This window comes from Conservatibacter flavescens, assembly GCF_002795425.1.
Lineage (GTDB): Bacteria > Pseudomonadota > Gammaproteobacteria > Enterobacterales > Pasteurellaceae > Conservatibacter > Conservatibacter flavescens.
Map to the genome: position 1 here is coordinate 1 of NZ_PHHA01000028.1, position 22,910 is coordinate 22,910.

Below are 22,910 nucleotides of genomic sequence, written 5' to 3' on the forward strand. Positions count from 1 at the left end.
CGTGCGAAAGCCAAGAAAGCTGCCCAACAATCTCTGTCTATTGCAGGCGACACCGCCCACGCAGCAGAAAGTGCGGTGGAAAAAACAGAAGAAATTGGGGATCCGAAAAAAGCTGCAGTTGCTGCCGCAATTGCACGTGCGAAAGCTAAGAAAGCTGCACAACAACAATCAAAAGCAGAATAAAAAATAAGAGAGATAAACCATGTTTAGAATGATCAGCTCCCCTCATACGCATTCGGGCAAACTTACTGCCCAAGTGATGCTTTGGGTGGTATTTGCCATGTGTCCCGCTATTCTAGTGCAATGGTTTTACTTCGGCTATGGTTCATTAATCCAAATATTACTAGCCGTCGGTTTTGCTATTTTCTTAGAATGGTGTGTGACCTTATTACGTAAAAAAACCACGATGTTCTATCTTTCAGATTTTAGCGTTGTCGTCACGGCGCTCATTCTCGCAGTTGCTATTCCGCCTTATGCCCCTTACTGGGTCATATTAATCGGTACATTTTGCGCAGTTATTCTTGGAAAGCACGTTTATGGTGGATTAGGCCAAAACCTATTTAATCCCGCGATGATAGGTTATGTTGTCTTACTCATCGCTTTTCCATTACAAATGACAACTTGGCTACCACCATTATCATTACTACACGAGCCACCAAGTTTTACCGATAGCTTATATCTCATTTTTCAAAATCACACGACCGATGGTTTCAGCCTATTACAACTCGTTAATAGCATTGATGGTATCACACAAGCGACACCTCTTGATGCTGCAAAAACAGGGCTAAAAAATACCGCACTTACTCATGTGACTGCGACACCTATCTTTACACCTTTTGGTGGATTAGGCTGGTGGCAAGTGAATCTCGCCTTTTTATTAGGAGGCATATTTTTAATTTGGAAAAAAGTGATTCACTGGCAAATTCCGGTTGCAATGCTAAGCGCATTCGGCTTGCTTGCAACAATCACATGGATTATTGCACCAGAACAGTTTCTATCACCTTGGACACACTTATTTAGTGGAGCAATGATGATTGGCGCGTTCTTCATTGCAACCGATCCTGTTACAGCTTCCATTACCATTAAAGGTAAGATCGTCTTTGGTATATTAGTCGGAAGTTTAGTCTATATTATTCGTTTTTATGGAAATTATCCCGACGGTATCGCATTCGCTATTTTATTGAGTAATATTGGCGTACCCTTGATTGATCACTACACTCGCCCAAGAGTTTATGGACGGTAAAATTATGAAATCTATCACCTTACGCTATGCTTTTATCTTGGCATTTGTGGCACTGATTTGTGCTACTGCCTCTAGTGGTGTATATTTTCTCACTAAAGACCGTATTCAACACGCGATTGATAACCAGCAAAAAGAACTATTATTACAAGTAGTACCTCAATCTTATTTTGATAACGACTTACTCGCAAGCTGTAGCCTGCCACCAAGTCACTTAACTGGTATCAACAAGCTATACCGAGCCACATTAGCCGGCAATCTCACCGCCTATGCTTTTGAGACAACGGCGCCTGATGGCTATTCTGGTGATATACGCTTGCTTGTAGGTTTAACACCAAAAGGTGAAATTCTAGGTGTGCGTACTCTTGAACACCATGAAACGCCCGGATTAGGTGATAAAATTGAAACGCGTATTTCAGATTGGATCCTAAGTTTTACCCACCAATTTCTGCATTCTGATAATTTACAAGATTGGGCTGTAAAAAAAGATGGTGGAAAATTCGATCAATTTGCAGGAGCAACCATTACGCCACGCGCTGTTGTTAACCAAGTTAAACGCGCTTCACTCAATTTATTAGAAAAACTTGATCACAATCTTGAATTGGTACCATGCCCTTAAACTGGAATAAAATATGAATAATACACTTGATAGCCTAGCTGAAAACACGGTGGAAAATGTCCAAGAACAAGAAAAAGCGCCCTCTATTTGGAAAGAACTCTTGTGGCAAGGGTTATGGAAAAATAATTCTGCGTTAGTTCAACTTTTAGGTTTGTGCCCTTTATTAGCGGTATCAAATACAGCTACCAACGCGCTTGGGTTAGGATTAGCCACTTTACTGGTGCTGACATGTACAAATACCGTCGTTTCTATTTTTCGTAAAAAAATTCCTCATGAAATCCGCATTCCTATCTATGTCATGATTATTGCCACAACAGTGACCTTTGTGCAGCTGTTAATGAATGCTTACACCTATACACTCTATCAATCACTTGGGATTTTTATTCCTTTAATTGTCACAAATTGTATTGTAATTGGTCGTGCAGAAGCTTTTGCCTCTAAAAATAATATCGCAAAATCCGCATTTGATGGTTTTGCTATGGGATTAGGAATGGCATTTAGCCTGCTTTTATTAGGTGCATTACGTGAAATTTTAGGCAATGGCACACTATTCGTTGGCATTGAAAATTTATTCGGTCAATGGGCAAGTCACTTAACTGTGCATGTTTTCAAAACAGAAAGTAGTTTTTTACTAGCCATTTTACCTCCCGGCGCCTTTCTTGGCTTAGGGCTACTATTAGCAATTAAAAATATCATTGATAAAAAATGAATAAAGAAAAACGGGTTGAAATCCTAACACGCTTACGAGCTAATAATCCACATCCGACAACTGAACTGCATTTTAACTCTCCTTTTGAATTGTTAATCGCAGTTATTCTCTCTGCTCAAGCTACTGATAAAGGCGTTAACAAAGCAACAGATAAATTATTTCCTGTTGCCAATACACCGCAAGCTATCCTAGATTTGGGGTTAGACGGTTTAAAGGAATACATCAAAACTATCGGCTTATACAATAGCAAAGCAGAAAATATTATTAAAACTTGCCGCACTTTATTAGAAAAGCATCATGGTGAAGTGCCGGAAAATCGTGAAGCACTAGAAGCGCTTGCCGGTGTTGGGCGCAAAACCGCTAATGTTGTGCTAAATACAGCATTCGGTCACCCGACTATCGCTGTGGATACCCACATTTTCCGTGTAGCGAATCGTACCGGTTTTGCACCAGGTAAAGATGTCGTGAAAGTAGAAGAAAAATTACTTAAAGTTGTACCTGATGAATTTAAAATCGACGTTCATCATTGGTTAATTTTACACGGACGTTATACTTGCATTGCAAGAAAACCTCGCTGCGGAGCTTGTATTATTGAGGATCTTTGTGAATACAAAGAAAAAACTGAAATATAAATGAGATATACATGACAACTAAAACAACAGAACGACAAACTTGGTCAAGCAAACTGACTTATATTATGACCGTTGCCGGCGCTACCGTTGGTTTCGGTGCGACTTGGCGTTTCCCCTATCTAGTAGGAGAAAATGGTGGCGGGGCTTATGTATTACTATTTTGCCTAGCTATGCTCCTTATTGGTATCCCGATGATCTTAGTCGAAAATGTCATTGGGCGCCGTTTGCGTGTCAACGCTATTGATGCATTTGGTGATAAATTACAAGATAAATCCATATCAAAACACTGGAAAATTATTGGCTATATGGGACTTATCGGCGCATTTGGCATTATGGCCTATTATATGGTGCTTGGCGGATGGGTTATCAGCTATATTATTAATTTAACGACCAATAATTTAGACATTTCTCACCCAATTACGAAAGAAATCGCACAAAGTTTTTATCAAACCAGTATCAGTGATAGCCCCTTACAAATCACGCTCTATACCTTTTTATTTGTCATTATCAACTATATCATTTTGGCAAAAGGCATCATAGGTGGGATTGAGCGTGCGGTAAAATACTTAATGCCTTTGCTGTTTATTTTTTTAATCGGTATGGTTATCCGAAATGTCACCTTACCTGGTGCTATGGAAGGGATTATTTACTATCTAAAACCTGATTTTTCTAAAATCACACCACAACTCTTTATTATGGTGTTAGGTCAGGTATTTTTTGCCCTCAGTCTAGGATTTGGTGTACTCATCACATTATCCAGTTACTTAAACAAAGAAGAGAACCTGATCCAAACTGCTGTTATTACCGGTTTTACGAATACCATTATTGCCGTTCTCGCCGGTTTTATGATCTTTCCTTCTTTATTTAGCTTTGGCATATCGCCTAATGCCGGCCCGACATTGGTTTTCCAGAGTTTACCTATCGTATTTTCTCATCTGTGGGCAGGGAAATTTTTTGCAATCGTATTCTTTGGATTATTATTAATTGCCGCTCTCACAACTTCACTAACGATTTATGAAGTGATGATCACAGCGCTACAAGAAAAACGCCGCATGCGTCGTAGTAAAGCTATTTTTATTACCTTAGGTGGCATTTTTATCTTCGGTAATATTCCTGCAATTTTGGGAGATAACGTTTGGAAAAACATCACTTTTTTGAATAAGAGTATTTTCGATGCGTTTGATTATATCAGTGGTAACATTCTCTTCTTATTAACCGCATTAGGTTGTGCGATTTTTGTAGGCTTTGTACTGAAAGAAGATGCAAAAAAAGAACTTTCCCCTACCCCCAACTTCTTATTTACTACAATATGGTTTAATTACGTTAAATTTATCGTACCGTTGATTATTATTATAATTTTTATCAGTAACTTGGTGTGATATTTTCCTTGCAATATCGTGAAATAATCATTTAAAAAGTGGGTTAACGCCTTAGAGTATAAGCGTTAACCTACATTTTCACCCATTACACCAATAATCCCTTGACTTCACATAACAAAATCCGTATTATTCACACCGCTTAAATCACGGAGGAATGGTCGAGTGGTTGAAGGCACCGGTCTTGAAAACCGGCGAGGGTTTACGCCCTCCGTGAGTTCGAATCTCACTTCCTCCGCCATTTTATCTCAATAAAATCCTCGCTATTTACCTGCTCACTCGCTTCTACTCAGTATTTACCCATTTCATTAATTTCGCACAGAATATACTTTAAATTTTCCTGTTTTCGCTAATACTTCATGGTGTCCAAAATAACGATCAAGTAAATCGGGGTAAGCTAAAAATGCATTTGCTACAATACGTAATTCCCCTCCCTGATTTAAACGCCATTTTGCGCCTTCAATCAAATTTTGTACCACTTGAAATGCCGTATCAATACCATTATGAAAAGGTGGATTAGAAATAATTAAATCAAATTTATCTGAAACATGAGAAAACACATCGCTTGCTATCACATTGCCACTTAACTGGTTTTCTTGCAAAGTGCGTTTTGCTGAAGCTAATGCCATAGCATGAATATCCACTAAAGTCACATTGGCTTTAGGATTGTGTTGTGCAATCGTTGCGCCCACCACTCCAGCGCCACACCCGACATCTAACACTTTACCTCGAATGGGTTTGTCCAACGTACTCAGTAATAATGCCGTCCCCATATCCAATTCTGTTGCACTAAAAACGCCCGGTAAGCTCCACACTTTTAGCTCACCTAATTGAGGGTTTTCATAACATTGCCAATACTCTTGCAAAGCAAAGTGCGGTCGTTTTTTCAAACAAAAATGATACAAGCCACAACGACGAGCGGAGTCAATTTTGGCTACTTCGCCATAAGGCGCAAGTATTTTTTCTACTGAGCGCACGCCACAACGATTTTCGCCAATAATCAGAAGCTCTTGTCCAGGCTGACTTTGTGCCAGTAATTGCAGCAAGTGAAAAACCACTTCTCCTTTATTCTTCGTCCAATAATAAACGATGAGATCGGCCTGTAACTGACATTCTATTCCAAAATGCACCGTACTTTTATTTTGCACATCATTAACATAATCAAAATAACAAGACCAGGTTGTCACTGACTTTGCCATTTGTGCAACTTGCACAGGAAAATCATCATTAATTCCCCCTGCAAATAAAACGGATTTATGCGTAAAAAAGGGCAAATGACGTTGTAAAACTTCGCTTTCAAGTGAGAGCATTTGGCTTCCTTAATGATATTAGACAAGAAAAAACCTGCACAAATGCACAGGCTTTTATTCAAAAAGAGCGTTCAATTCTATCCCTATCCCTCTAAAAGATCAACCGACTAAATCCCTATTCATCTTATAGAAAATTCGCTAAAATAGCTTGAACCAATAACTAATCAACGATGGCAATGACAAGACAAGATCTTTTATTACAACAAATGGGCATCACCCAATGGCAACTACGCAAACCGGAAGTATTAAAAGGCGCGGTACAAGTCTCTGTGGCGGAAAATACCCGTATCATTGTGATTAGTGAACACGCTTTGAATAAAAGTGCGGTGCTTTTTCAAGATATTTTACACGCGTTAAATATTCACACAGACGAATGTTTATGCCTTGATTTTTCTCAAGCACAACACCTTACCACCACAAACCCACTCGCTTATTGGCTACTCAGTAATAACTCCGAACAAATCGACAGCACCTTACGTTTCTGTCATAATTCAACCGCTATTTGGCAGTCTCCTGACTGGGCGGATTTCCAACAAGATCCACAAGCCAAGCGAGCTTTATGGCAACAAATTTATCATTCTTTATCTGACTATGATGCATAATATTCATATCTTACCCGTTAATCCCGACGATTTTGATGCGCTCTATCAAATTGAACAAGCCGCTCATGAGACCCCTTGGACAATGGGTACATTAAAAAACAATCAAGGCGAGCGTTACTTTAACCTCAAATTAGTTCAACAAAATCAAATCGTTGGCTTCGCGATTTGTCAGCTAGTCTTAGATGAAGCAACCTTATTTAATATTGCCATTGCGCCCCAATCTCAAGGACAAGGTTTCGGTAAATATTTATTACAAACGCTCATCAATACATTAAGAGAAAAAAACATCACAACATTATGGTTAGAGGTTCGTCAATCGAATCAAAAAGCCCAATGTTTGTACTCAACACTGGGCTTTAATGAAGTTGATATTCGCAAAAATTACTACCCGAAATCCGATGGAGGGCGAGAAAATGCGGTCGTTATGGCGTTGTATCTATAAATCAATAATTACATCACCACAACATCAAATTGATCTTGATGATAAAACACTTCAGTTTTAATCTGAACTTGTTTACCGATAAAGACTTCCAATTCCGCAAGTAAGCCATGAGATTCTTCATTAATAATGTATTCAGCCACTGCACGTGAAGCATACACAACAAATTGTTCGCTTGAATACAAATGATGTACCCGAATAATCTCCCGCATTATTTCATAGCAAACCGTTTCCACCGTTTTCAATCGGCCTCGTCCTTTACAGGCTGGACACTCTCCGCATAATACATGCTCCAAACTCTCCCGTGTACGCTTACGTGTCATTTCCACTAAACCGAGCTGAGTAAAACCATTTACATTGGTTTTTACACGATCTTTTGATAATGCCTCTTCCAAAGATTGAATCACTCTATTACGATGCTCATCTGTTTGCATATCAATAAAATCAATGATAATTATCCCACCAAGATTGCGTAGCTGTAATTGTTGCGCAATTGCTTGTGTGGCTTCGATATTGGTATTAAAAATGGTTTCCTCTAGATTACGATGTCCTACGAATGCCCCAGTGTTAATATCAATCGTTGTCATGGCTTCGGTTTGTTCAATAATCAAATAACCACCTGATTTTAAATTCACGCGATTTTCTAACGCTTGTTGGATCCCGCGCTCCACGCCATACATATCAAATAAAGGCTGATTACCCGAATACAATACCAAACGATCGACCAACTCTGGCATAAATTCTTCCGCAAACTGTTTTACCTCAGAAAAACTCAATTTAGAATCAATGCGAATGACATCCAAAGAGGCGCCAATAAAATCACGCAATACACGTTGTGCCAACTTTAGCTCGCCATATAACATAGACTTTGTAGGATATTTTGTACGTCTCTCTAATACTTTACGCCATAAGCGTTTTAAAAACTCCGCATCTTGGCGCAACTCTTCCTCACTCACGCCCTCAGAAGCAGTACGAATAATAAAGCCACCCAACTCATCGCAATAAGGCAGCACCAATTCTTTTAAGCGCGCGCGTTCTTCTTCGCTATCTATACGCTGCGAAACGCCCACATGACTATTTTCAGGCATAAAGACCAAATAACGCGATGGCAATGTAATATCCGTAGTCAATCGAGCGCCTTTTGTACCCAGCGGATCTTTGACCACTTGCACCACAATATCCTGTCCTTCGCGCACTAACTCCGCAATGTCTTTCACCACAAATTGCTTTTTTTCATTTTCATCTACGCATTCAGTATGTGAAACAATGTCTGAAGCGTGCAAAAAAGCGGCTTTTTCTAGCCCAATATCTACAAATGCTGACTGCATACCAGGTAGCACACGCGTTACACGGCCTTTATAAATATTACCAACAATACCTCGTTTGGCTTCTCGTTCAATATGAACTTCCTTTAACACCCCAGTATCCACTAATGCAATACGAGTTTCGCTAGGCGTTACATTCACCAATAATTCAACACTACTCATTCCATTTACCTAAATAGCAAAATTTTTGCTTAGTCTAACGAAAAGACAAACATAATCCTAGTTAAATCAAATAAAAATATGAGCCAGCTCAAAATCTTAAAACACAAATAAAAAAAGTGCGGTTAAACTGAAAAAACTTTTTCATATTCCACCGCACTTTCAACAGTAAATGAACAAAAGAGAATTATCGTAGCCCTTGTTTTTTTAGATCTTCATAACCACCATGATTAGTCACATTGGTATAGCCTAAATGCTTTAACACATTCATAGCAGACTCAGCACGTCGCCCTGAACGACAATAAAGATTAATCGGTGCATCTTTATTAGGTTCAATACGACTGATTTCCGCCTCGATTTGTTCGTGAGGTACATTCACTGCATCTTGCAAATGCCCTGCATTAAACTCTTCCTCACTACGCACATCAATCCATACGCCTGCCGCTTTTTGTATTTGCACTTGCGCTGCGTTTTGCGTATCGGTTTGCGCTAAAATCGGCATGGCAATTCCTAAACTCAGCAAAATTAATACGATTTTCTTCATTTCCATTCCCTCTAATTTGGCATTAACGTTGTGCCTCGATAGCTTCCATTGCACGCAAAGCATAAGTATAAGCTGCACCTGCATTTAAGGCGATTGCTGTAGCCAATGCGCCTGCAATTTCGCTCTCTGTTGCCCCTGCTTTCGCGGCGGCTTCTGCATGAACACTAATACAACTTTCACAACGAGTCGTTACCGCCACAGCAATAGCAATTAATTCGCGGGTTTTCGTATCGAGTGCTTCAGCTGCAGCCGCTTTATTTAATGCACCGTAGGCTTCTAACATTTTAGGGTGTTTTTGACCTAATGCACCGAATGATTTTTTAACATGAGCGGTATGCTCTTTCCAATTTTCAAACTGGCTCATAAAAATATCCTTAATAAGATTAAAATGATAAAACAACTCAAAGCAGGCATATTATTACACTAAATTTTCAGGTATAATCATCAAATCATCTCATATTTTCGGCAAAATAATGGATATTCTAGATAATCTTATTCAAACAGCACAAATCAGCGGCACCATTAATATTCAATGTCAATTTCAAGGACAATGGTTTGTTGAACATAAATCACAGAAAAATCAAGGTATTGTGCATATTGTGACAAGCGGCAAAGGCTATGTGAAAATAGCGAATGAACCACCCCGCCTAATGCAAGCGGGAGATATTATATTTTTTCCACGTTGCGAAGAACATGTTTTCAGCCATAACCTTGCCTGTGAAAACCTGAATGTCGCGGTGCAGGAAACACAATCAGGAGCATTTCAATTTAAACATACCGGGCAAGGGGAAAGGGAGTTAAGCCTGTTTTGTGCCACTTTTCATTATGACCCTCATGCTGAACTGATTTTTAATTTGCCTCACATGTTATTTTTGCATATTACACAATCGCAACTTTCGCCTTTATTGCAATTACTGACGAGCGAAAGCCAGCGATTTTTAACCGGTTCTCGCAGCGTAATTGATGCCCTTGCCAATGTGTTATTGGTCAAGCTCATTAGAGCTTATTTAGCCCAGGAAAATCATGAACTAACTGGTACATTAAACGGTTGGCAAGATAAGCGACTTCGCGTGTTAATTCAGCAAATCGTAGCGACTCCCCAAGAAAATTGGTCGGTCAAAAGAATGACTGATATTGCCCATATATCGAGAGCCCAGCTAATGAGACTATTTAAACAAAAAATCGCCATCAGCCCTCATGCTTTCGTGATGAAACAACGCTTGCAAAAAGCGGCCATGTTGCTTAACCGCAGTGCTGACAGTATTCTCAATATCGCCCTTGCCACCGGCTTTCAATCGGAAACCCATTTTGGCAAAGCCTTCAAACGATATTACGGTGTGCAACCCAGTGTTTATCGCAAACAAAAACGCCTACAAAATTAACCGCACTTTGTGCAAATTAAGGCGTGTTGATCACATATCTGGTGCTACGCCCGCCCGAATCGGAACGGATAAGCAATTCTTTTGCGGTTAAATCCGCTAAATGTCGAGTTGCGGTGGCTTTGCTGACTTTCGCTACTTTTTGGTATTGTGAAGCATTGATGCCATGCTCAAAATTATTTTCACCACTTTCCAACAGGCGATTAAGCACTTTTTTCTGTCCTTCAGCTAAATCCAAATGAGCATTTTTTACCCAAAATTGTGTTCTTTTGATTGTAGCTCGAATTTTATGCAAACTTTGCAACACGGCTTCCGTTAGCAAATCTAAGAAATAATTTAGCCATAGGGTAATATCTCGTTCGCCTTTTTGTGCGGTTTCCAGCATTTGATAATAGCGATTACGCTGATGAAAAATCGCACTGGAAATACTGTAAAGCCGCACGCTTTGTTGCTCCGCTTGTGCCAATGCCATATCCGTTAAGGCTCGAGTAAGTCGCCCGTTACCGTCATCAAAAGGGTGCAGTGTAAGTAACCACAGATGACAAATACCGGCTCGCAACAAAGGGTCAAGCTCAACATCATGCCGACTTTGGTTAAACCAATGAATAAAGCGATCCAACTCATTTTCCAATATTTCTCTCGGTGGGGCTTCAAAGTGAACGGTAGGGCGATCAATCCGCCCTGAAACCACTTGCATAGGTTCATTGCCCCGTAATGCCCCCACTCGCACCAGTTGCAACCCCTGCGTAGGAAACAGCCATTCATGCCATTGCAATAAACGAGATAGAGTCAAGGGATGTTGTCTGTTTTCCAACGCATCAAAAAGGATATTCGCCACCCCTTCAGAACGCTCGGATACAGGATAAGGCTGTGCCAAAGAAATGCCCAATCGCTTTGCCAACGAAGAACGCACTGCCTGCCCATTTAATTGTTCGCCTTCAATAGCAGAAGAATGAATGATATTACTTAATAGCACATCCAATACGTTGTCATCTTCCTTTTCCGTCTGCCCGATTAACTCCCCTAATAATTTCCAGCAGCGACGAAGTTTATCCGCAAGTTGTGTGTTATCCCATTGAAATGCCGTCCAATTTTTCTGTTGCCAAATATATTTTTCGTTCATATTTTTTACCGACTATATCCCCATGAGCCGATTATACGCCTTATTCAGCTCACATCAAGAGCCGAATATACATTTTATTCGGCCCATTGTTTTTTAACCATAAACAAATTACTGTTAATTTTCCTTGTTTTACGCTATTCTATCAGACATTTTACAGTATCAATTTACCGCCTAAAGTGCGGTTATTTTTCCAAAAATTTTTTTAAGGTTATACACAATGCAAGAGCAATACCGTCCCGATTTGATTGAGCCTGAAGTGCAACAACATTGGGCTGAAAACAAAACTTTCAAAGCCATCAAAGATACCTCAAAAGAAAAATATTATTGTCTTTCAATGTTGCCATACCCATCTGGGCGTTTGCATATGGGACACGTGCGTAACTACACCATTGGAGATGTGGTTTCCCGCTATCAACGTATGAACGGCAAAAATGTATTACAACCAATGGGTTGGGACGCATTCGGCTTGCCGGCAGAAGGCGCGGCGATTAAAAACAATACCGCCCCTGCGAAATGGACATACGAAAATATCGAATATATGAAAAACCAGTTGAAAGTGCTGGGTTTTGCTTATGACTGGGATCGTGAAGTGACTACTTGTCGCCCTGAATACTACAAATGGGAACAATGGTTCTTCACCGAACTGTATAAAAAAGGCTTAGTGTATAAAAAAACCTCAACCGTAAATTGGTGCCCGAACGATGAAACCGTGTTGGCCAATGAGCAAGTACATGAAGGGTGCTGCTGGCGTTGTGACACCCCAGTGGAACAAAAAGAAATTCCACAATGGTTTATTAAAATTACCGATTATGCCGAGCAATTATTGGGCGGTTTAGATAATCTACCTGAATGGCCAGAAATGGTAAAAACCATGCAACGCAACTGGATCGGCCGTTCTGAAGGGGTAGAAATTACTTTCAAGATCAAAGATCGCGATGAAAGCGTTGCCGTTTACACCACTCGCCCAGATACGTTCTATGGCGTAAGCTATATGGCAGTGGCCGCTGTACACCCATTAGCAGAAAGTGCGGCGCAAAATAACCCAGCATTGAGCGCCTTTATTCAAGAATGCAAAAATACCAAAGTAGCGGAAGCCGAGCTTGCTACGATGGAGAAAAAAGGCATGGCCACAGGCTTATTCGCCATTCACCCGATTACCGGTGAAGAAGTACCGATTTGGGTAGCAAACTTTGTGTTAATGCACTATGGAACCGGTGCGGTAATGGCTGTACCTGCGCACGATCAACGCGACTATGAATTCGCAACCAAGTACGGTTTGCCAATTAAACAAGTGGTTGCGCCTGCCAACGGCGAAGAAATCGATTTAAGCAAACAAGCCTTCACCGAACACGGCGTAGCAGTGAATTCCGCAGAATTTGACGGTTTAGATTTCGACAAAACTTTTAATGGCATTGCGGATAAATTAGAAGCGATGGGCGTGGGTAAACGCCAAGTGAATTACCGCTTGCGCGACTGGGGCGTTTCTCGCCAACGTTATTGGGGCGCGCCAATTCCAATGTTAACTTTGGAAAACGGCGATGTAGTGCCTGCACCAATGGAAGATTTACCGATTGTGTTGCCTGAAGATGTGGTGATGGACGGCGTGAAAAGCCCAATCAAAGCAGATCCAAACTGGGCAAAAACTACTTATAACGGTCAGCCGGCATTAAAAGAAACGGATACTTTTGATACCTTTATGGAATCTTCTTGGTATTACGCGCGCTACACTAGCCCGAATGCCCACAATGCAATGCTAGACAGCGATGAAGCCAACTATTGGTTGCCAGTGGATCAATATATCGGCGGTATCGAACACGCCACCATGCACTTACTCTATTTCCGCTTCTTCCATAAATTATTGCGCGATGCGGGCATTTTGAATTCAGATGAACCGACCAAAAAACTGTTATGTCAAGGTATGGTGTTGGCGGATGCGTTTTATTACACCAGCCCAACCAACGAGCGTATTTGGGTCAGCCCAACGCAAGTAACCTTAGAGCGCGATGAAAAAGGACGTATCGTAAAAGCCTTTGACCCAGAAGGTCGCGAGCTTGTACACAGCGGTATGACCAAAATGTCGAAATCCAAAAACAACGGTATTGACCCGCAAGAAATGGTGGAAAAATACGGCGCGGACACCGTGCGTTTGTTTATGATGTTCGCCTCCCCTGCGGAAATGACTTTAGAATGGCAAGAATCCGGCGTGGAAGGGGCAAAACGCTTCTTAGGTCGCTTATGGAACTTGGTGTTTGAATACCAAAAAGATCCGGCAAAAACTGCGCTAAATCCGACCGCACTTTCAGCGGATCAAAAAGCCTTACGCCGCGATGTACACAAAACTATCGCCAAAGTGAGCGATGACATCGGTCGCCGTCAAACCTTTAATACCGCCATTGCTGCGATTATGGAATTGATGAACAAACTCACCCGTGCAAGCCTTGAAAGCGAGCAAGACAAAGCGGTAATGGGAGAAGCCTTAAGCGCTGTGGTGCGTATGCTCTACCCAATCACTCCGCATATTTGTTTCCAATTATGGCAAGCCCTTGGTAACAGTGATACCATCGACAACGCAACTTGGGTACAAGCGGACGAAAGCGCAATGGTTGATGATGAAAAACTTATAGTTATTCAGGTTAATGGCAAAGTTAGAGCTAAAATAACAGTACCTGCAACAATGAATGATGAAGATGTTAAACAAGCTGCAATAAATACACCATATGTACAAAATATGCTAATTAATCATGAACTTGATAAAGAACGTATTATTTATGTTCCAGGAAAATTAGTTAGTTTGCGTTTTATTGCTGATGAAGGATAACTTTTATTAAATTTGGGGCGTATGCAATACGCCCCTACATTAAAAAACATAAACCATTGAATTTTAATGATATTTAATTTTCTTTTGTAGGGGCGTATCGCATACGCCCCAAAGAAGCGGACTTTGTCAATAATCTGGGGCATATACAATACGCCCCCTACATTGGGGAAACCAATATGTTAAAAAAACTCATTTTAACCACCGCACTTTTCACATTAACGGCCTGTGGTTTTTCATTTCAAAATGAACAGCTTTTACCTAAAGAATTACAAACTATTTCCCTACAAAGTAACGATCCTTATAGCGATATGTCACGCGTATTACGTCGTCAACTGCAAATACGAAATGTTACCCTCGTAGACAATCAACAAAACGTTCCGGTATTGCGTTTAAATAAAACGTCGATGAACTCAGAAGTCGTCTCCGTCTTTAAACAAGGTCGTGAAGCTGAAAAACTGCTGATATTGAATGTGGAAGCTAGCGTACATTTACCAAATCAAGCGCCTCGTGCAATTAGTGCGCAGGTTAACCGAACATTCTTCGATAACTCTCGCGCAGCACTCGCAAAATCAACTGAAAAAGAAGTGATTTGGCATGATATGTATGAACAAGCTGCACGTCAGTTAATTATAAAAATGGCCGCAGTACAACATCAAGCAAACTAATGATCCAGAAAATCTTTACGGAACAACTTTCTACCTCACTAAATCAGCGACTAAGTCGTATATATTATTTAGTGGGGCAGGAACCGTTGTTATTAAATGAGAGTAAAGATTTGATTGTGCAAACGGCGTTACAACAAGGTTTTGATGAAAAACTGGAAATCGCAATAGATCATAATACCGATTGGAACGCGTTATTTGAGCGCTGCCAATCCGTCGGTTTATTTTTTTCCCGTCAAGTATTAATCCTAACATTGCCTGAAAATTTAACCGCACTTTTACATAAAAATCTCGCGGAGTTAATGGGATTGTTGCATGATGATATACTCTTGATATTGCAATTTGAGAAGCTCGCCAAAACCAATGAAAAACAGGAGTGGTTCCAGCTTGCCAACCACTACGAGCCACATTTAGTGCAGATCAATTGTCAAGCCCCCACTTTTGAGCAATATCCACGCTGGATAAAACAACGTGCCAATATGATGGGGTTAGACATAGAACAAGAAGCCGTACAACTCCTTTGTTATAGTTATGAAAATAACTTATTAGCGCTAAAGCAAACTTTACAGCTGTTAACTCTCCTCTATCCTGACAACAAATTAACCTATCCACGTGTCAAAGAAGTTGTGGAACAATCTTCCGTATTCACGCCTTATCAATGGGTTGATGCCTTACTGGAAGGTAAAGAAGGGCGAGCAAAGCGCATACTCAAAAGTCTGCAACAAGAAGATATACAACCGGTTATACTATTGCGCATTTTACAACGTGAGTTGATGGTATTACTGCACATTGCACAACCCCAGCACAAAGTACAGTTAGATACTCCATTACCGAGTACCCAACTCAAAACCCATTTTGATCAACTAAAAGTGTGGCAGAATCGTCGTCCTTTATTTACCGCGTTTCTACAACGTTATAATTATGAAAAATTGTACCGCACTTTTCAGCAGCTTGCCGAAATTGAACGTGCGATTAAGCAAGATTTTAGCGCCGATGTCTGGGATAAATTACAGGCACTCTCCATAAAGATCTGTCTAGGCGCTCTCTAGCATTCACTGCGTAAACGTTGAATTAACATGCCATTGGCCGGTGGAAATTGTCCCGCATCCAATTCACTCTGTGTCACCCAAAACCCTTCTTGCCCCTCTCGACCAAAAGGCTCTCCAACCCATTCTTCTACTAAATAAAAATAAAATTCAATAATTTTGTTTGGATATTCAAAAGAAAAATGTTCATAAGGATAGGCGCTTAACACATGGATCCCCACTTCCTCTTCCAGTTCTCGCTTCAATGCCTCTTCCGGTAATTCATGCTCCCCGACTTTTCCGCCCGGAAATTCGAGAGATTGTGCAAAATCCTGTCCTTCTAAACGTTGTGTCAAATAGATTTGTTTAAATTCATTACGAATAATACCTGCAGATACACGTATCAACGGTTTTTGCATTTTAGCTCCCTATTCTGTGCCACTTTTATCAATATAAAGATTTGTTTAATGGCTGTACATATCATTCTTACTAATATAACCTATACTCACGATTTTATAAGGAATAGCATAAAAGCTCAACCAATGAAATTTATCGTCGAAGTAAAAAACCATATACAAGGGGTATAATATGACACATAAAATCACCATTGCAGATCTCTTAGTCAAAATATTAGCCGAAGCTGGCATTGAGCGGATTTGGGGCATTACCGGAGATAGCTTAAATGGTATTAATGATAGCCTACGCCGAGATGGCAGAATAGAGTGGATGCATGTTCGCCATGAAGAAACTGCCGCATTTGCCGCAGGTGCAGAAGCCGCTGTTACCGGAAAGCTTGCGGTTTGTGCGGGAAGTTGTGGTCCGGGAAATTTACATCTCATCAATGGCCTCTTTGATTGTCAACGTAATCATGTCCCTGTTTTAGCTATCGCCTCGCATATTCCTTCTTCTGAAATTGGACTAGGATATTTTCAAGAAACACATCCACAAGAACTGTTCCGTGAATGTAGCGATTTTGTCGAATTAATTAGCAACCCAAAACAAATGCCAGAAGTCTTATTCAGAGCATTAAATACCGCAGTCGGTCAAAATGGCGTAGCGGTCATTGTCTTACCTGGTGATGTTTCTGTTATGGAGGTGGAAATCAGTGATATTCCACGTTGGACACCACCAAAACAACCGAGAATTTTACCTGACTTCACTGAACTCAATACCTTAGCAGAACATTTAAATAATGCCAAAACAATCACAATTTTAGCGGGTAGTGGCTGCGCTGGTGCTCATGATGAAGTCGTTGCATTAGCTCAAAAATTGCAAGCACCTATTGTACACGCGCTACGCGGTAAAGAACATCTAGAATGGGATAACCCTAATGATGTGGGCATGACTGGCTTAATCGGCTTTTCATCAGGTTATCACGCCATTCAACATTGTGATACCTTGTTAATGCTAGGCACGGATTTCCCATATCGCCCGTTTTATCCAGAAAGCGCAAAGGTTATTCAAATCGATCGCAACCCTACTGCGCTCGGTAAACGTGTTCCGCTTACTCAGGGTATCGTCGGTGATGTCAAAGAAACCATCAATGCCTTACTGCCTTTATTAAAAGAGGAAAAATCGGCAGATTTTCTCCAAAAAGCTCAAAAACATTATGTAAAAACCCGTGAACAGTTAGATTCTCTCGCTAAAATCACACCAAAAGGCACCGCTATTCACCCACAATATCTTGCTAGCCGAATTAGCGCACTTGCTGCCGAAGATGCGATTTTTACCGCAGATGTTGGCACGCCTGTCATTTGGTCTGCTCGTTATTTGAAAATGAATGGTAAACGTCGTTTATTAGGTTCATTCAATCATGGTTCTATGGCAAATGCCATGATGCAAGGCATAGGCGCTCAAGGGGCTTGCCCAAATCGCCAAGTGATTACCCTTTCTGGTGATGGCGGTTTTGCCATGATGATGGGAGATATTTTAAGCCTCAAACAACTCAATCTGCCTGTTAAAGTAGTGATTTTTAATAATAGCGATTTAGGGTTCGTGGCTATGGAAATGAAAGCGTCAGGCTATTTGGATAATCAAACAAATTTGGTTAATCCAAACTTTGCAGACATGGCAAATGCTATTGGCATTAAAGGCATTCACGTTGAAAATGCCGAAGATGTCGATTCCGCATTAACGGAAGCATTTAATCACAATGGTCCTGTGATTATTGACGTGAAAACTGCAACGCAACAACTGGCCATGCCACCTAAAATTGAACTCGCTCAAGCTAAAGGGTTTAGTTTATTTATGCTAAAAGCGATTATGAATGGTCGTGGTGATGAAGTGGTTGAGCTTGTTAAAACAAACTGGGAACAGTGGATTTAACTTATCATAAGCAATAAAAAAGTGCGGTGCTATTCCAAAAAGTTTTTGAAAATGCACCGCACTTTTCTTTATCAGCAACCTCTAACTACACGCTCGCACGGCTACCGTGACAATGCTTATACTTTTTACCAGAACCACACGGACAAGGCTCATTACGACCGATTTTACGTTGTGCCTTTTCCTGTACCGGCGCTTCTGGATCTTCACCATTGGCATGTAATTGAATACGTTCTGCCTCGCGCTGAGCAGCCTCTTGTCTTGCACGTTCTGCCGCCTCTACTTCTTCTTGGCTACGAACTTGAACCTTGCTTAACGTGGTGACAACTGCTAATTTCAATGCATCCAGCATTTCCGTAAACATTTGGAAGGACTCTTTTTTATACTCTTGTTTCGGATCTTTTTGTGCATAACCGCGTAAATGAATCCCCTTACGCAAATGATCCATTGACGATAAATGGTCTTTCCATAATTCATCAAGTAATTGCAACATCACGCCTTTTTCAAAGCTGCGCATTGTTTCAGGCCCAACAAGTTCTTCCTTGTGTTTGTATTCTGTTACTGCCGTCTCTAAAATACGCTCACGTAAGGTTTCTTCATGTAGAGTATTATCTTCCTCTAGCCATTGCTGTAGCGGTAAATGAAGAGCAAAATCTGTGCCCAAGCGTTGCTCTAAACCAGGAATATCCCACATTTCTTCCAACGATTGTGGCGGAATATATTGATCAATGACACTATTAAATACATCAGTGCGGATAGCATCAATGGTTTCAGAAATATCCTCGTTATCCAACAGATAATTACGTTGTTCATAAATAGCATGACGCTGATCATTGGCAACATCATCAAATTGTAAGAGGTTCTTACGTCCATCAAAATGATGCGCCTCTACTTTAGCTTGAGCTGAGGCGATAACTTTTGCAAGTAATTTCGACTCCATTGCTTCGCCAGCTTCAGTAAATGCTTTTTTCATCATATTTAATTTACCTTCATTGAGATAAATGCGCATTAAGCCATCTTCTAATGATAAGTAAAAACGAGATGAACCTGGATCACCTTGACGGCCTGAACGACCACGTAACTGGTTATCAATACGACGAGATTCATGGCGTTCTGTTCCAATAATGTGCAAACCGCCAGCCGCCATAACAATGTCATGGCGTTCTTGCCATGCCGCTTTAATTGCTTCAATTTGCTCTTCTGTTGGATTTTCTAACTTTTCAATCTCAGCTTTCCAGTTCCCGCCCAATACAATATCCGTACCACGACCGGCCATATTGGTCGCAATCGTCACCGCGCCCGGATAACCCGCATTAGCGACAATCTCTGCTTCTTGAGCATGGAACTTCGCATTTAGTACGCTATGTTTGATCCCTGCCTTATTGAGTGCCAAAGATAATAGCTCAGATTTTTCAATTGATACCGTTCCCACTAACACAGGTTGATTGCGAGCAACACAATCTTTGATATCATCAATAATGGCATCAAATTTATAGGCTTCCGTCTCAAACATTAAGTCCGTACGATCATCACGAATCATCGGGCGATTTGTTGGGATCACTACGGTCTCCAAACCATAAATTTGTTGGAACTCAAAAGCCTCAGTATCCGCAGTACCCGTCATTCCCGCCAATTTTTCATATAAACGGAAATAATTTTGATAAGTAATTGAAGCGACGGTTTGATTTTCACTTTGGATTTTCACCCCTTCTTTCGCTTCAATGGCTTGGTGTAACCCATCAGACCAACGACGACCCGCCATTGTACGGCCAGTATGTTCATCAACGATCACGACTTCACCGTCTTTTACAATATAATCCACATTACGTTCAAATAACGCGTGCGCTCTCAATGCCGCATAAACATGGTGTAATAGCGTAATTTTTGACGGAGAGTACAAAGAATCTTCCTCTGTCATCAAGCCAAGTTCTGTTAAAAGTTGTTCAACTTTTAATTGACCACGTTCAGTTAAATAAGCTTGTTTATTTTTTAAGTCAACAGTAAAATCGCCATCTCCTTGATATTCCTCACTGTCTTCTTTCTCTTGTAAAATCAGTTGTGGAATGATTTTATCAATCGCCAAATACAGTTCTGAACTGTCCTCTGCTTGGCCTGAAATAATCAATGGCGTACGCGCTTCATCAATAAGAATAGAATCCACTTCATCAACTAAAGCATAATGTAATGGACGTTGGAAACGTTCTAATGGTGAATGGGCCAAGTTATCACGTAAATAATCAAAACCGAGTTCACTATTTGTTGCATAAGTAATATCTGCAGCGTACGCATCACGTTTTTCTTGAGGCGCCATACCGGGTACATTCACACCAACTGTCATACCCAAAAACTCAAATAGTGGACGATTAGTTTCTGCATCTCGACGGGCTAAATAATCATTGACCGTTACCACATGCACCCCTTTTCCGGTTAAGGCATTTAAATAACAAGGTAACGTTGCGGTTAAGGTTTTCCCCTCCCCCGTGCGCATTTCTGCAATACAACGATCATTTAACACCATACCACCAATAAGCTGCACATCAAACGGACGCATTCCTAATACACGCTTGCTTGCCTCACGCACTGTCGCAAAAGCTTCAGGAATTAAAGCTTCCAGTTTTTCTCCCTGTTCCAAACGACTACGAAACTCTGCCGTTTTTCCCTTTAATTCTTCATCGGTTAACGCCTCAAATTCAGGCTCTAATTTATTAATTTGTGCAACACGTTTATTTAAACGGCGCAAAATACGGTCATTACGACTGCCAAAAATTTTTTTTGCAATAGCTGAAAACATAATATCTCTTTTTTAAATATAAAATAAAACACAATGCTTATTTCCTGAGAAATAAACCTAAACTATGAAAAATAAAGAGAATATATAGGGCCTGCTCGGATAGGTGTTTCAATTGCGAAACGATTAAGAGCAAAGTGCGGTGTAATTTCAGGATAAATTTCGGCTTCAGCTAAGGCAGATGATTGAAGAGGTGTCAAAGCAGAAGGTTCTGCAAACACTGTATCATGCTGCGCTTGTTCTAAAGCTTGTGTGCGCTGATAATTACTTTCTTGGGTTGTAGTTTGAATCGAAACATTCTGACTGGTTGGCAACAAAAAAATCGCCAGCATACCTAAAAGTAGCTGCGACCAAAAACTATGTTTATTCTTGTTACCCATAAGTTCAAATTATCCTATCAAAAATTTCTTATATTATAACGAAAATCCGCTACAATGTCATAACAATATGGTGATGAAACAAGGAAAATCAAGGTCAGATAATGCGTAATAAAAAAATGATGAATATTAAAACAATATTGGAAAACTCAAGTTTGACTAAAATTATGCAACGTAGCCTCTTTTTGGCTGACCTCAATCACCAAATTTCTCAGCTGTTACCAACACAATTTAATGGCTTATATCGAGTTGCGAATATAAACGAGGAAAATCTTGTTATTGAAGTCAAAAGTGCGGTAGTAAGACAAGGATTTTTATTTAAGCAAACCGAATTATTAGCTTTGATTCAACAAAAATATCCGAAGATCCAACAGCTCAATCTTCGGATAAACCCTGACCTTTCTCTTTAAGCCGCGATAATTAGAGGCGCGTTAATTTCCACATTACCTTTAATGCGACAAGAACAAGCGAGCACATAGCCTTGTGCGATTTCATCTGCGGTGAGTGGGCCCGTTGCAAGTTGTTCTAATTCGCCACGACCGTTAAGCACTACGGTTTTACAGGTTCCACAAATACCGCTACGGCAAGCCGCAACAATCGGTTGTTTCGCCTCTTCCATTGCCGCTAGCAATGTCATACCCACGGGCACGTCAAATTTCTGTACTTGCGCACCGCTGATAGATAATGTCACTTTTTTATCGGGATCGATGTCAGATTCCACTGCCGTACCGAAGAACTGTTCAACGAAGAATTTATCTTGCGGCACACCTGCGTTGTCCGTGATTTCCTTCAAGGTTTCAATATAACTTTCAGGGCCACAAACTAACACGGTTTTATCCGCTAAATCCGGTACAAAGTGACGTAACATTCCTTCTGAGATACGACCGGCAACAAAACCGTCTAGAGCATTAACGGAAGCATTAATGATTAAATTTAATTGCGGATAAGTATTACGCAATTGTTGCCATTCATCTTTAAAGATTACATCTTTTGGTGAATGCACGCTATAGATAACCGTTAATGGCATTTCCGGACGGCGAGCCAATAAATAACGCGCAATAGACATGATCGGTGTGACACCACTGCCCGCCCCCACTAACAAATAGTTATCACTATGAATTTTTGAACACGTAAAATCCCCCATCGGCTCGGAAAGCCATACAATATCACCGACTTTCAACTCTTTGTTGATCCAAGTAGAACCAACACCATTTTCGATATGGCGTACGGTTAAGGTAACAAACTCACTCATACCCGGTGTAGAAGACAGAGTATAAGCACGAGCGATGTTATAAGAATTTTTAATACTCAGCATTGCATATTGGCCCGGTTCGTAAGGGTAGAAATCGTGCGCAATTAGATTAACAGTGACGACATCCGGTGTTTCTTGCACAATGCTGTGTACCATCATTTCATGGGTACAAATTGGGTTTTGATTTGCCATATGACTGTTCCAAATAG

Annotated in this window: 23 protein-coding genes and 1 tRNA gene; 15 read left to right on the top strand and 9 right to left on the bottom strand. The window is 40.6% G+C overall.

Features of this window, described 5'->3' with window-relative positions:
- The 7 genes from CVP05_RS10650 to CVP05_RS10680 form a co-directional block, all read left to right on the top strand.
- The coding region (locus tag CVP05_RS10650) for a hypothetical protein (protein ID WP_133118719.1) at positions 1-183 on the top strand (183 nt) is incomplete at its 5' end.
- Positions 184-202: 19 nt separating this feature from the next.
- Positions 203-1,243, top strand: a complete 1,041-nt coding sequence (gene rsxD / locus CVP05_RS10655) for an electron transport complex subunit RsxD (protein ID WP_100289555.1) — start codon at positions 203-205, stop codon at positions 1,241-1,243.
- Between the two features lie 4 nt (positions 1,244-1,247).
- The gene (rsxG, locus tag CVP05_RS10660; protein WP_100289643.1) at positions 1,248-1,859 is read left to right on the top strand and encodes an electron transport complex subunit RsxG; all 612 of its coding nucleotides are present in this window, start codon (positions 1,248-1,250) and stop codon (positions 1,857-1,859) included.
- 13 nt (positions 1,860-1,872) lie between these two features.
- Complete coding sequence (locus CVP05_RS10665) at positions 1,873-2,568, top strand: electron transport complex subunit E (protein ID WP_100289556.1); 696 nt, start codon at positions 1,873-1,875, stop codon at positions 2,566-2,568.
- On the top strand, positions 2,565-3,200 hold the full coding sequence (gene nth, locus CVP05_RS10670) for an endonuclease III (protein ID WP_100289557.1): 636 nt from the start codon (positions 2,565-2,567) through the stop codon (positions 3,198-3,200). Before CVP05_RS10665 ends, nth begins: the two co-directional genes overlap by 4 nt.
- Before the next feature lie 11 nt (positions 3,201-3,211).
- Positions 3,212-4,579, top strand: coding sequence for a sodium-dependent transporter (locus CVP05_RS10675; RefSeq protein WP_100289558.1), 1,368 nt, complete (start codon positions 3,212-3,214; stop codon positions 4,577-4,579).
- Between the two features lie 148 nt (positions 4,580-4,727).
- Positions 4,728-4,817 (top strand) — tRNA-Ser (locus CVP05_RS10680).
- A 67-nt stretch (positions 4,818-4,884) separates the two neighbouring features.
- Here CVP05_RS10680 and rsmC read toward each other — a convergent pair.
- Positions 4,885-5,886, bottom strand: a complete 1,002-nt coding sequence (gene rsmC / locus CVP05_RS10685; protein ID WP_100289559.1) for a 16S rRNA (guanine(1207)-N(2))-methyltransferase RsmC — start codon at positions 5,884-5,886, stop codon at positions 4,885-4,887.
- 176 nt (positions 5,887-6,062) lie between these two features.
- On the opposite strand from rsmC, the gene CVP05_RS10690 reads away from it, so the two are divergent.
- A complete protein-coding gene (locus CVP05_RS10690; RefSeq protein ID WP_100289560.1) occupies positions 6,063-6,488 on the top strand; it encodes a DNA polymerase III subunit psi in 426 nt (141 codons plus the stop codon).
- Positions 6,481-6,930 carry a ribosomal protein S18-alanine N-acetyltransferase gene (rimI, locus tag CVP05_RS10695; protein WP_100289644.1) on the top strand — a complete coding sequence of 150 codons (450 nt, stop codon included), beginning with the start codon at positions 6,481-6,483 and terminating at the stop codon, positions 6,928-6,930. Before CVP05_RS10690 ends, rimI begins: the two co-directional genes overlap by 8 nt.
- Before the next feature lie 8 nt (positions 6,931-6,938).
- On the opposite strand, the gene rng is transcribed toward rimI, so the two are convergent.
- From rng to CVP05_RS10710, 3 genes are all read right to left on the bottom strand, one after another.
- Positions 6,939-8,414: a ribonuclease G gene (gene rng / locus CVP05_RS10700; protein ID WP_100289561.1), complete on the bottom strand. Its 1,476-nt coding sequence runs from the start codon at positions 8,412-8,414 to the stop codon at positions 6,939-6,941.
- A gap of 184 nt (positions 8,415-8,598) precedes the next feature.
- Positions 8,599-8,955, bottom strand: coding sequence for a rhodanese-like domain-containing protein (locus CVP05_RS10705; protein WP_100289562.1), 357 nt, complete (start codon positions 8,953-8,955; stop codon positions 8,599-8,601).
- A gap of 22 nt (positions 8,956-8,977) precedes the next feature.
- Positions 8,978-9,319 (bottom strand): carboxymuconolactone decarboxylase family protein, encoded by a 342-nt coding sequence (locus CVP05_RS10710; protein ID WP_100289563.1) that lies wholly within the window; start codon positions 9,317-9,319, stop codon positions 8,978-8,980.
- 109 nt (positions 9,320-9,428) lie between these two features.
- Between CVP05_RS10710 and CVP05_RS10715 the strand changes: the two genes are divergently transcribed.
- Positions 9,429-10,337 (top strand): cupin domain-containing protein, encoded by a 909-nt coding sequence (locus CVP05_RS10715; protein WP_100289564.1) that lies wholly within the window; start codon positions 9,429-9,431, stop codon positions 10,335-10,337.
- 16 nt (positions 10,338-10,353) lie between these two features.
- Here CVP05_RS10715 and CVP05_RS10720 read toward each other — a convergent pair whose 3' ends face one another.
- On the bottom strand, positions 10,354-11,457 hold the full coding sequence (locus CVP05_RS10720) for a Fic family protein (protein WP_100289565.1): 1,104 nt from the start codon (positions 11,455-11,457) through the stop codon (positions 10,354-10,356).
- A gap of 217 nt (positions 11,458-11,674) precedes the next feature.
- Between CVP05_RS10720 and leuS the strand changes: the two genes are divergently transcribed.
- The 3 genes from leuS (at position 11,675) to holA (ending at position 15,986) form a co-directional block, all read left to right on the top strand.
- The gene (gene leuS, locus CVP05_RS10725; protein WP_100289566.1) at positions 11,675-14,275 is read left to right on the top strand and encodes a leucine--tRNA ligase; all 2,601 of its coding nucleotides are present in this window, start codon (positions 11,675-11,677) and stop codon (positions 14,273-14,275) included.
- Between the two features lie 176 nt (positions 14,276-14,451).
- Positions 14,452-14,940: an LPS-assembly lipoprotein LptE gene (locus CVP05_RS10730; protein WP_100289567.1), complete on the top strand. Its 489-nt coding sequence runs from the start codon at positions 14,452-14,454 to the stop codon at positions 14,938-14,940.
- 2 nt (positions 14,941-14,942) lie between these two features.
- Positions 14,943-15,986, top strand: a complete 1,044-nt coding sequence (holA, locus tag CVP05_RS10735; RefSeq protein ID WP_100289645.1) for a DNA polymerase III subunit delta — start codon at positions 14,943-14,945, stop codon at positions 15,984-15,986.
- Here the strand turns inward: holA and mutT are convergent.
- Complete coding sequence (gene mutT, locus CVP05_RS10740) at positions 15,983-16,381, bottom strand: 8-oxo-dGTP diphosphatase MutT (protein ID WP_100289568.1); 399 nt, start codon at positions 16,379-16,381, stop codon at positions 15,983-15,985. The genes holA and mutT overlap by 4 nt on opposite strands.
- Positions 16,382-16,550: 169 nt before the next feature.
- Here mutT and poxB point away from each other — a divergent pair, with 169 nt between their 5' ends.
- Positions 16,551-18,287, top strand: a complete 1,737-nt coding sequence (gene poxB, locus CVP05_RS10745; protein ID WP_100289569.1) for a ubiquinone-dependent pyruvate dehydrogenase — start codon at positions 16,551-16,553, stop codon at positions 18,285-18,287.
- Positions 18,288-18,372: 85 nt separating this feature from the next.
- On the opposite strand, the gene secA is transcribed toward poxB, so the two are convergent.
- The gene (gene secA / locus CVP05_RS10750) at positions 18,373-21,075 is read right to left on the bottom strand and encodes a preprotein translocase subunit SecA (RefSeq protein WP_100289570.1); all 2,703 of its coding nucleotides are present in this window, start codon (positions 21,073-21,075) and stop codon (positions 18,373-18,375) included.
- Between the two features lie 62 nt (positions 21,076-21,137).
- Entirely contained in the window at positions 21,138-21,452 is a 315-nt protein-coding gene (secM, locus tag CVP05_RS10755; protein ID WP_100289571.1) for a secA translation cis-regulator SecM, read from the bottom strand.
- A gap of 101 nt (positions 21,453-21,553) precedes the next feature.
- Between secM and CVP05_RS10760 the strand changes: the two genes are divergently transcribed.
- Complete coding sequence (locus CVP05_RS10760) at positions 21,554-21,859, top strand: DciA family protein (RefSeq protein ID WP_100289572.1); 306 nt, start codon at positions 21,554-21,556, stop codon at positions 21,857-21,859.
- Here the strand turns inward: CVP05_RS10760 and hcr are convergent.
- On the bottom strand, positions 21,856-22,893 hold the full coding sequence (hcr, locus tag CVP05_RS10765) for an NADH oxidoreductase (RefSeq protein WP_100289573.1): 1,038 nt from the start codon (positions 22,891-22,893) through the stop codon (positions 21,856-21,858). The genes CVP05_RS10760 and hcr overlap by 4 nt on opposite strands.
- Positions 22,894-22,910: the final 17 nt, after the last annotated feature.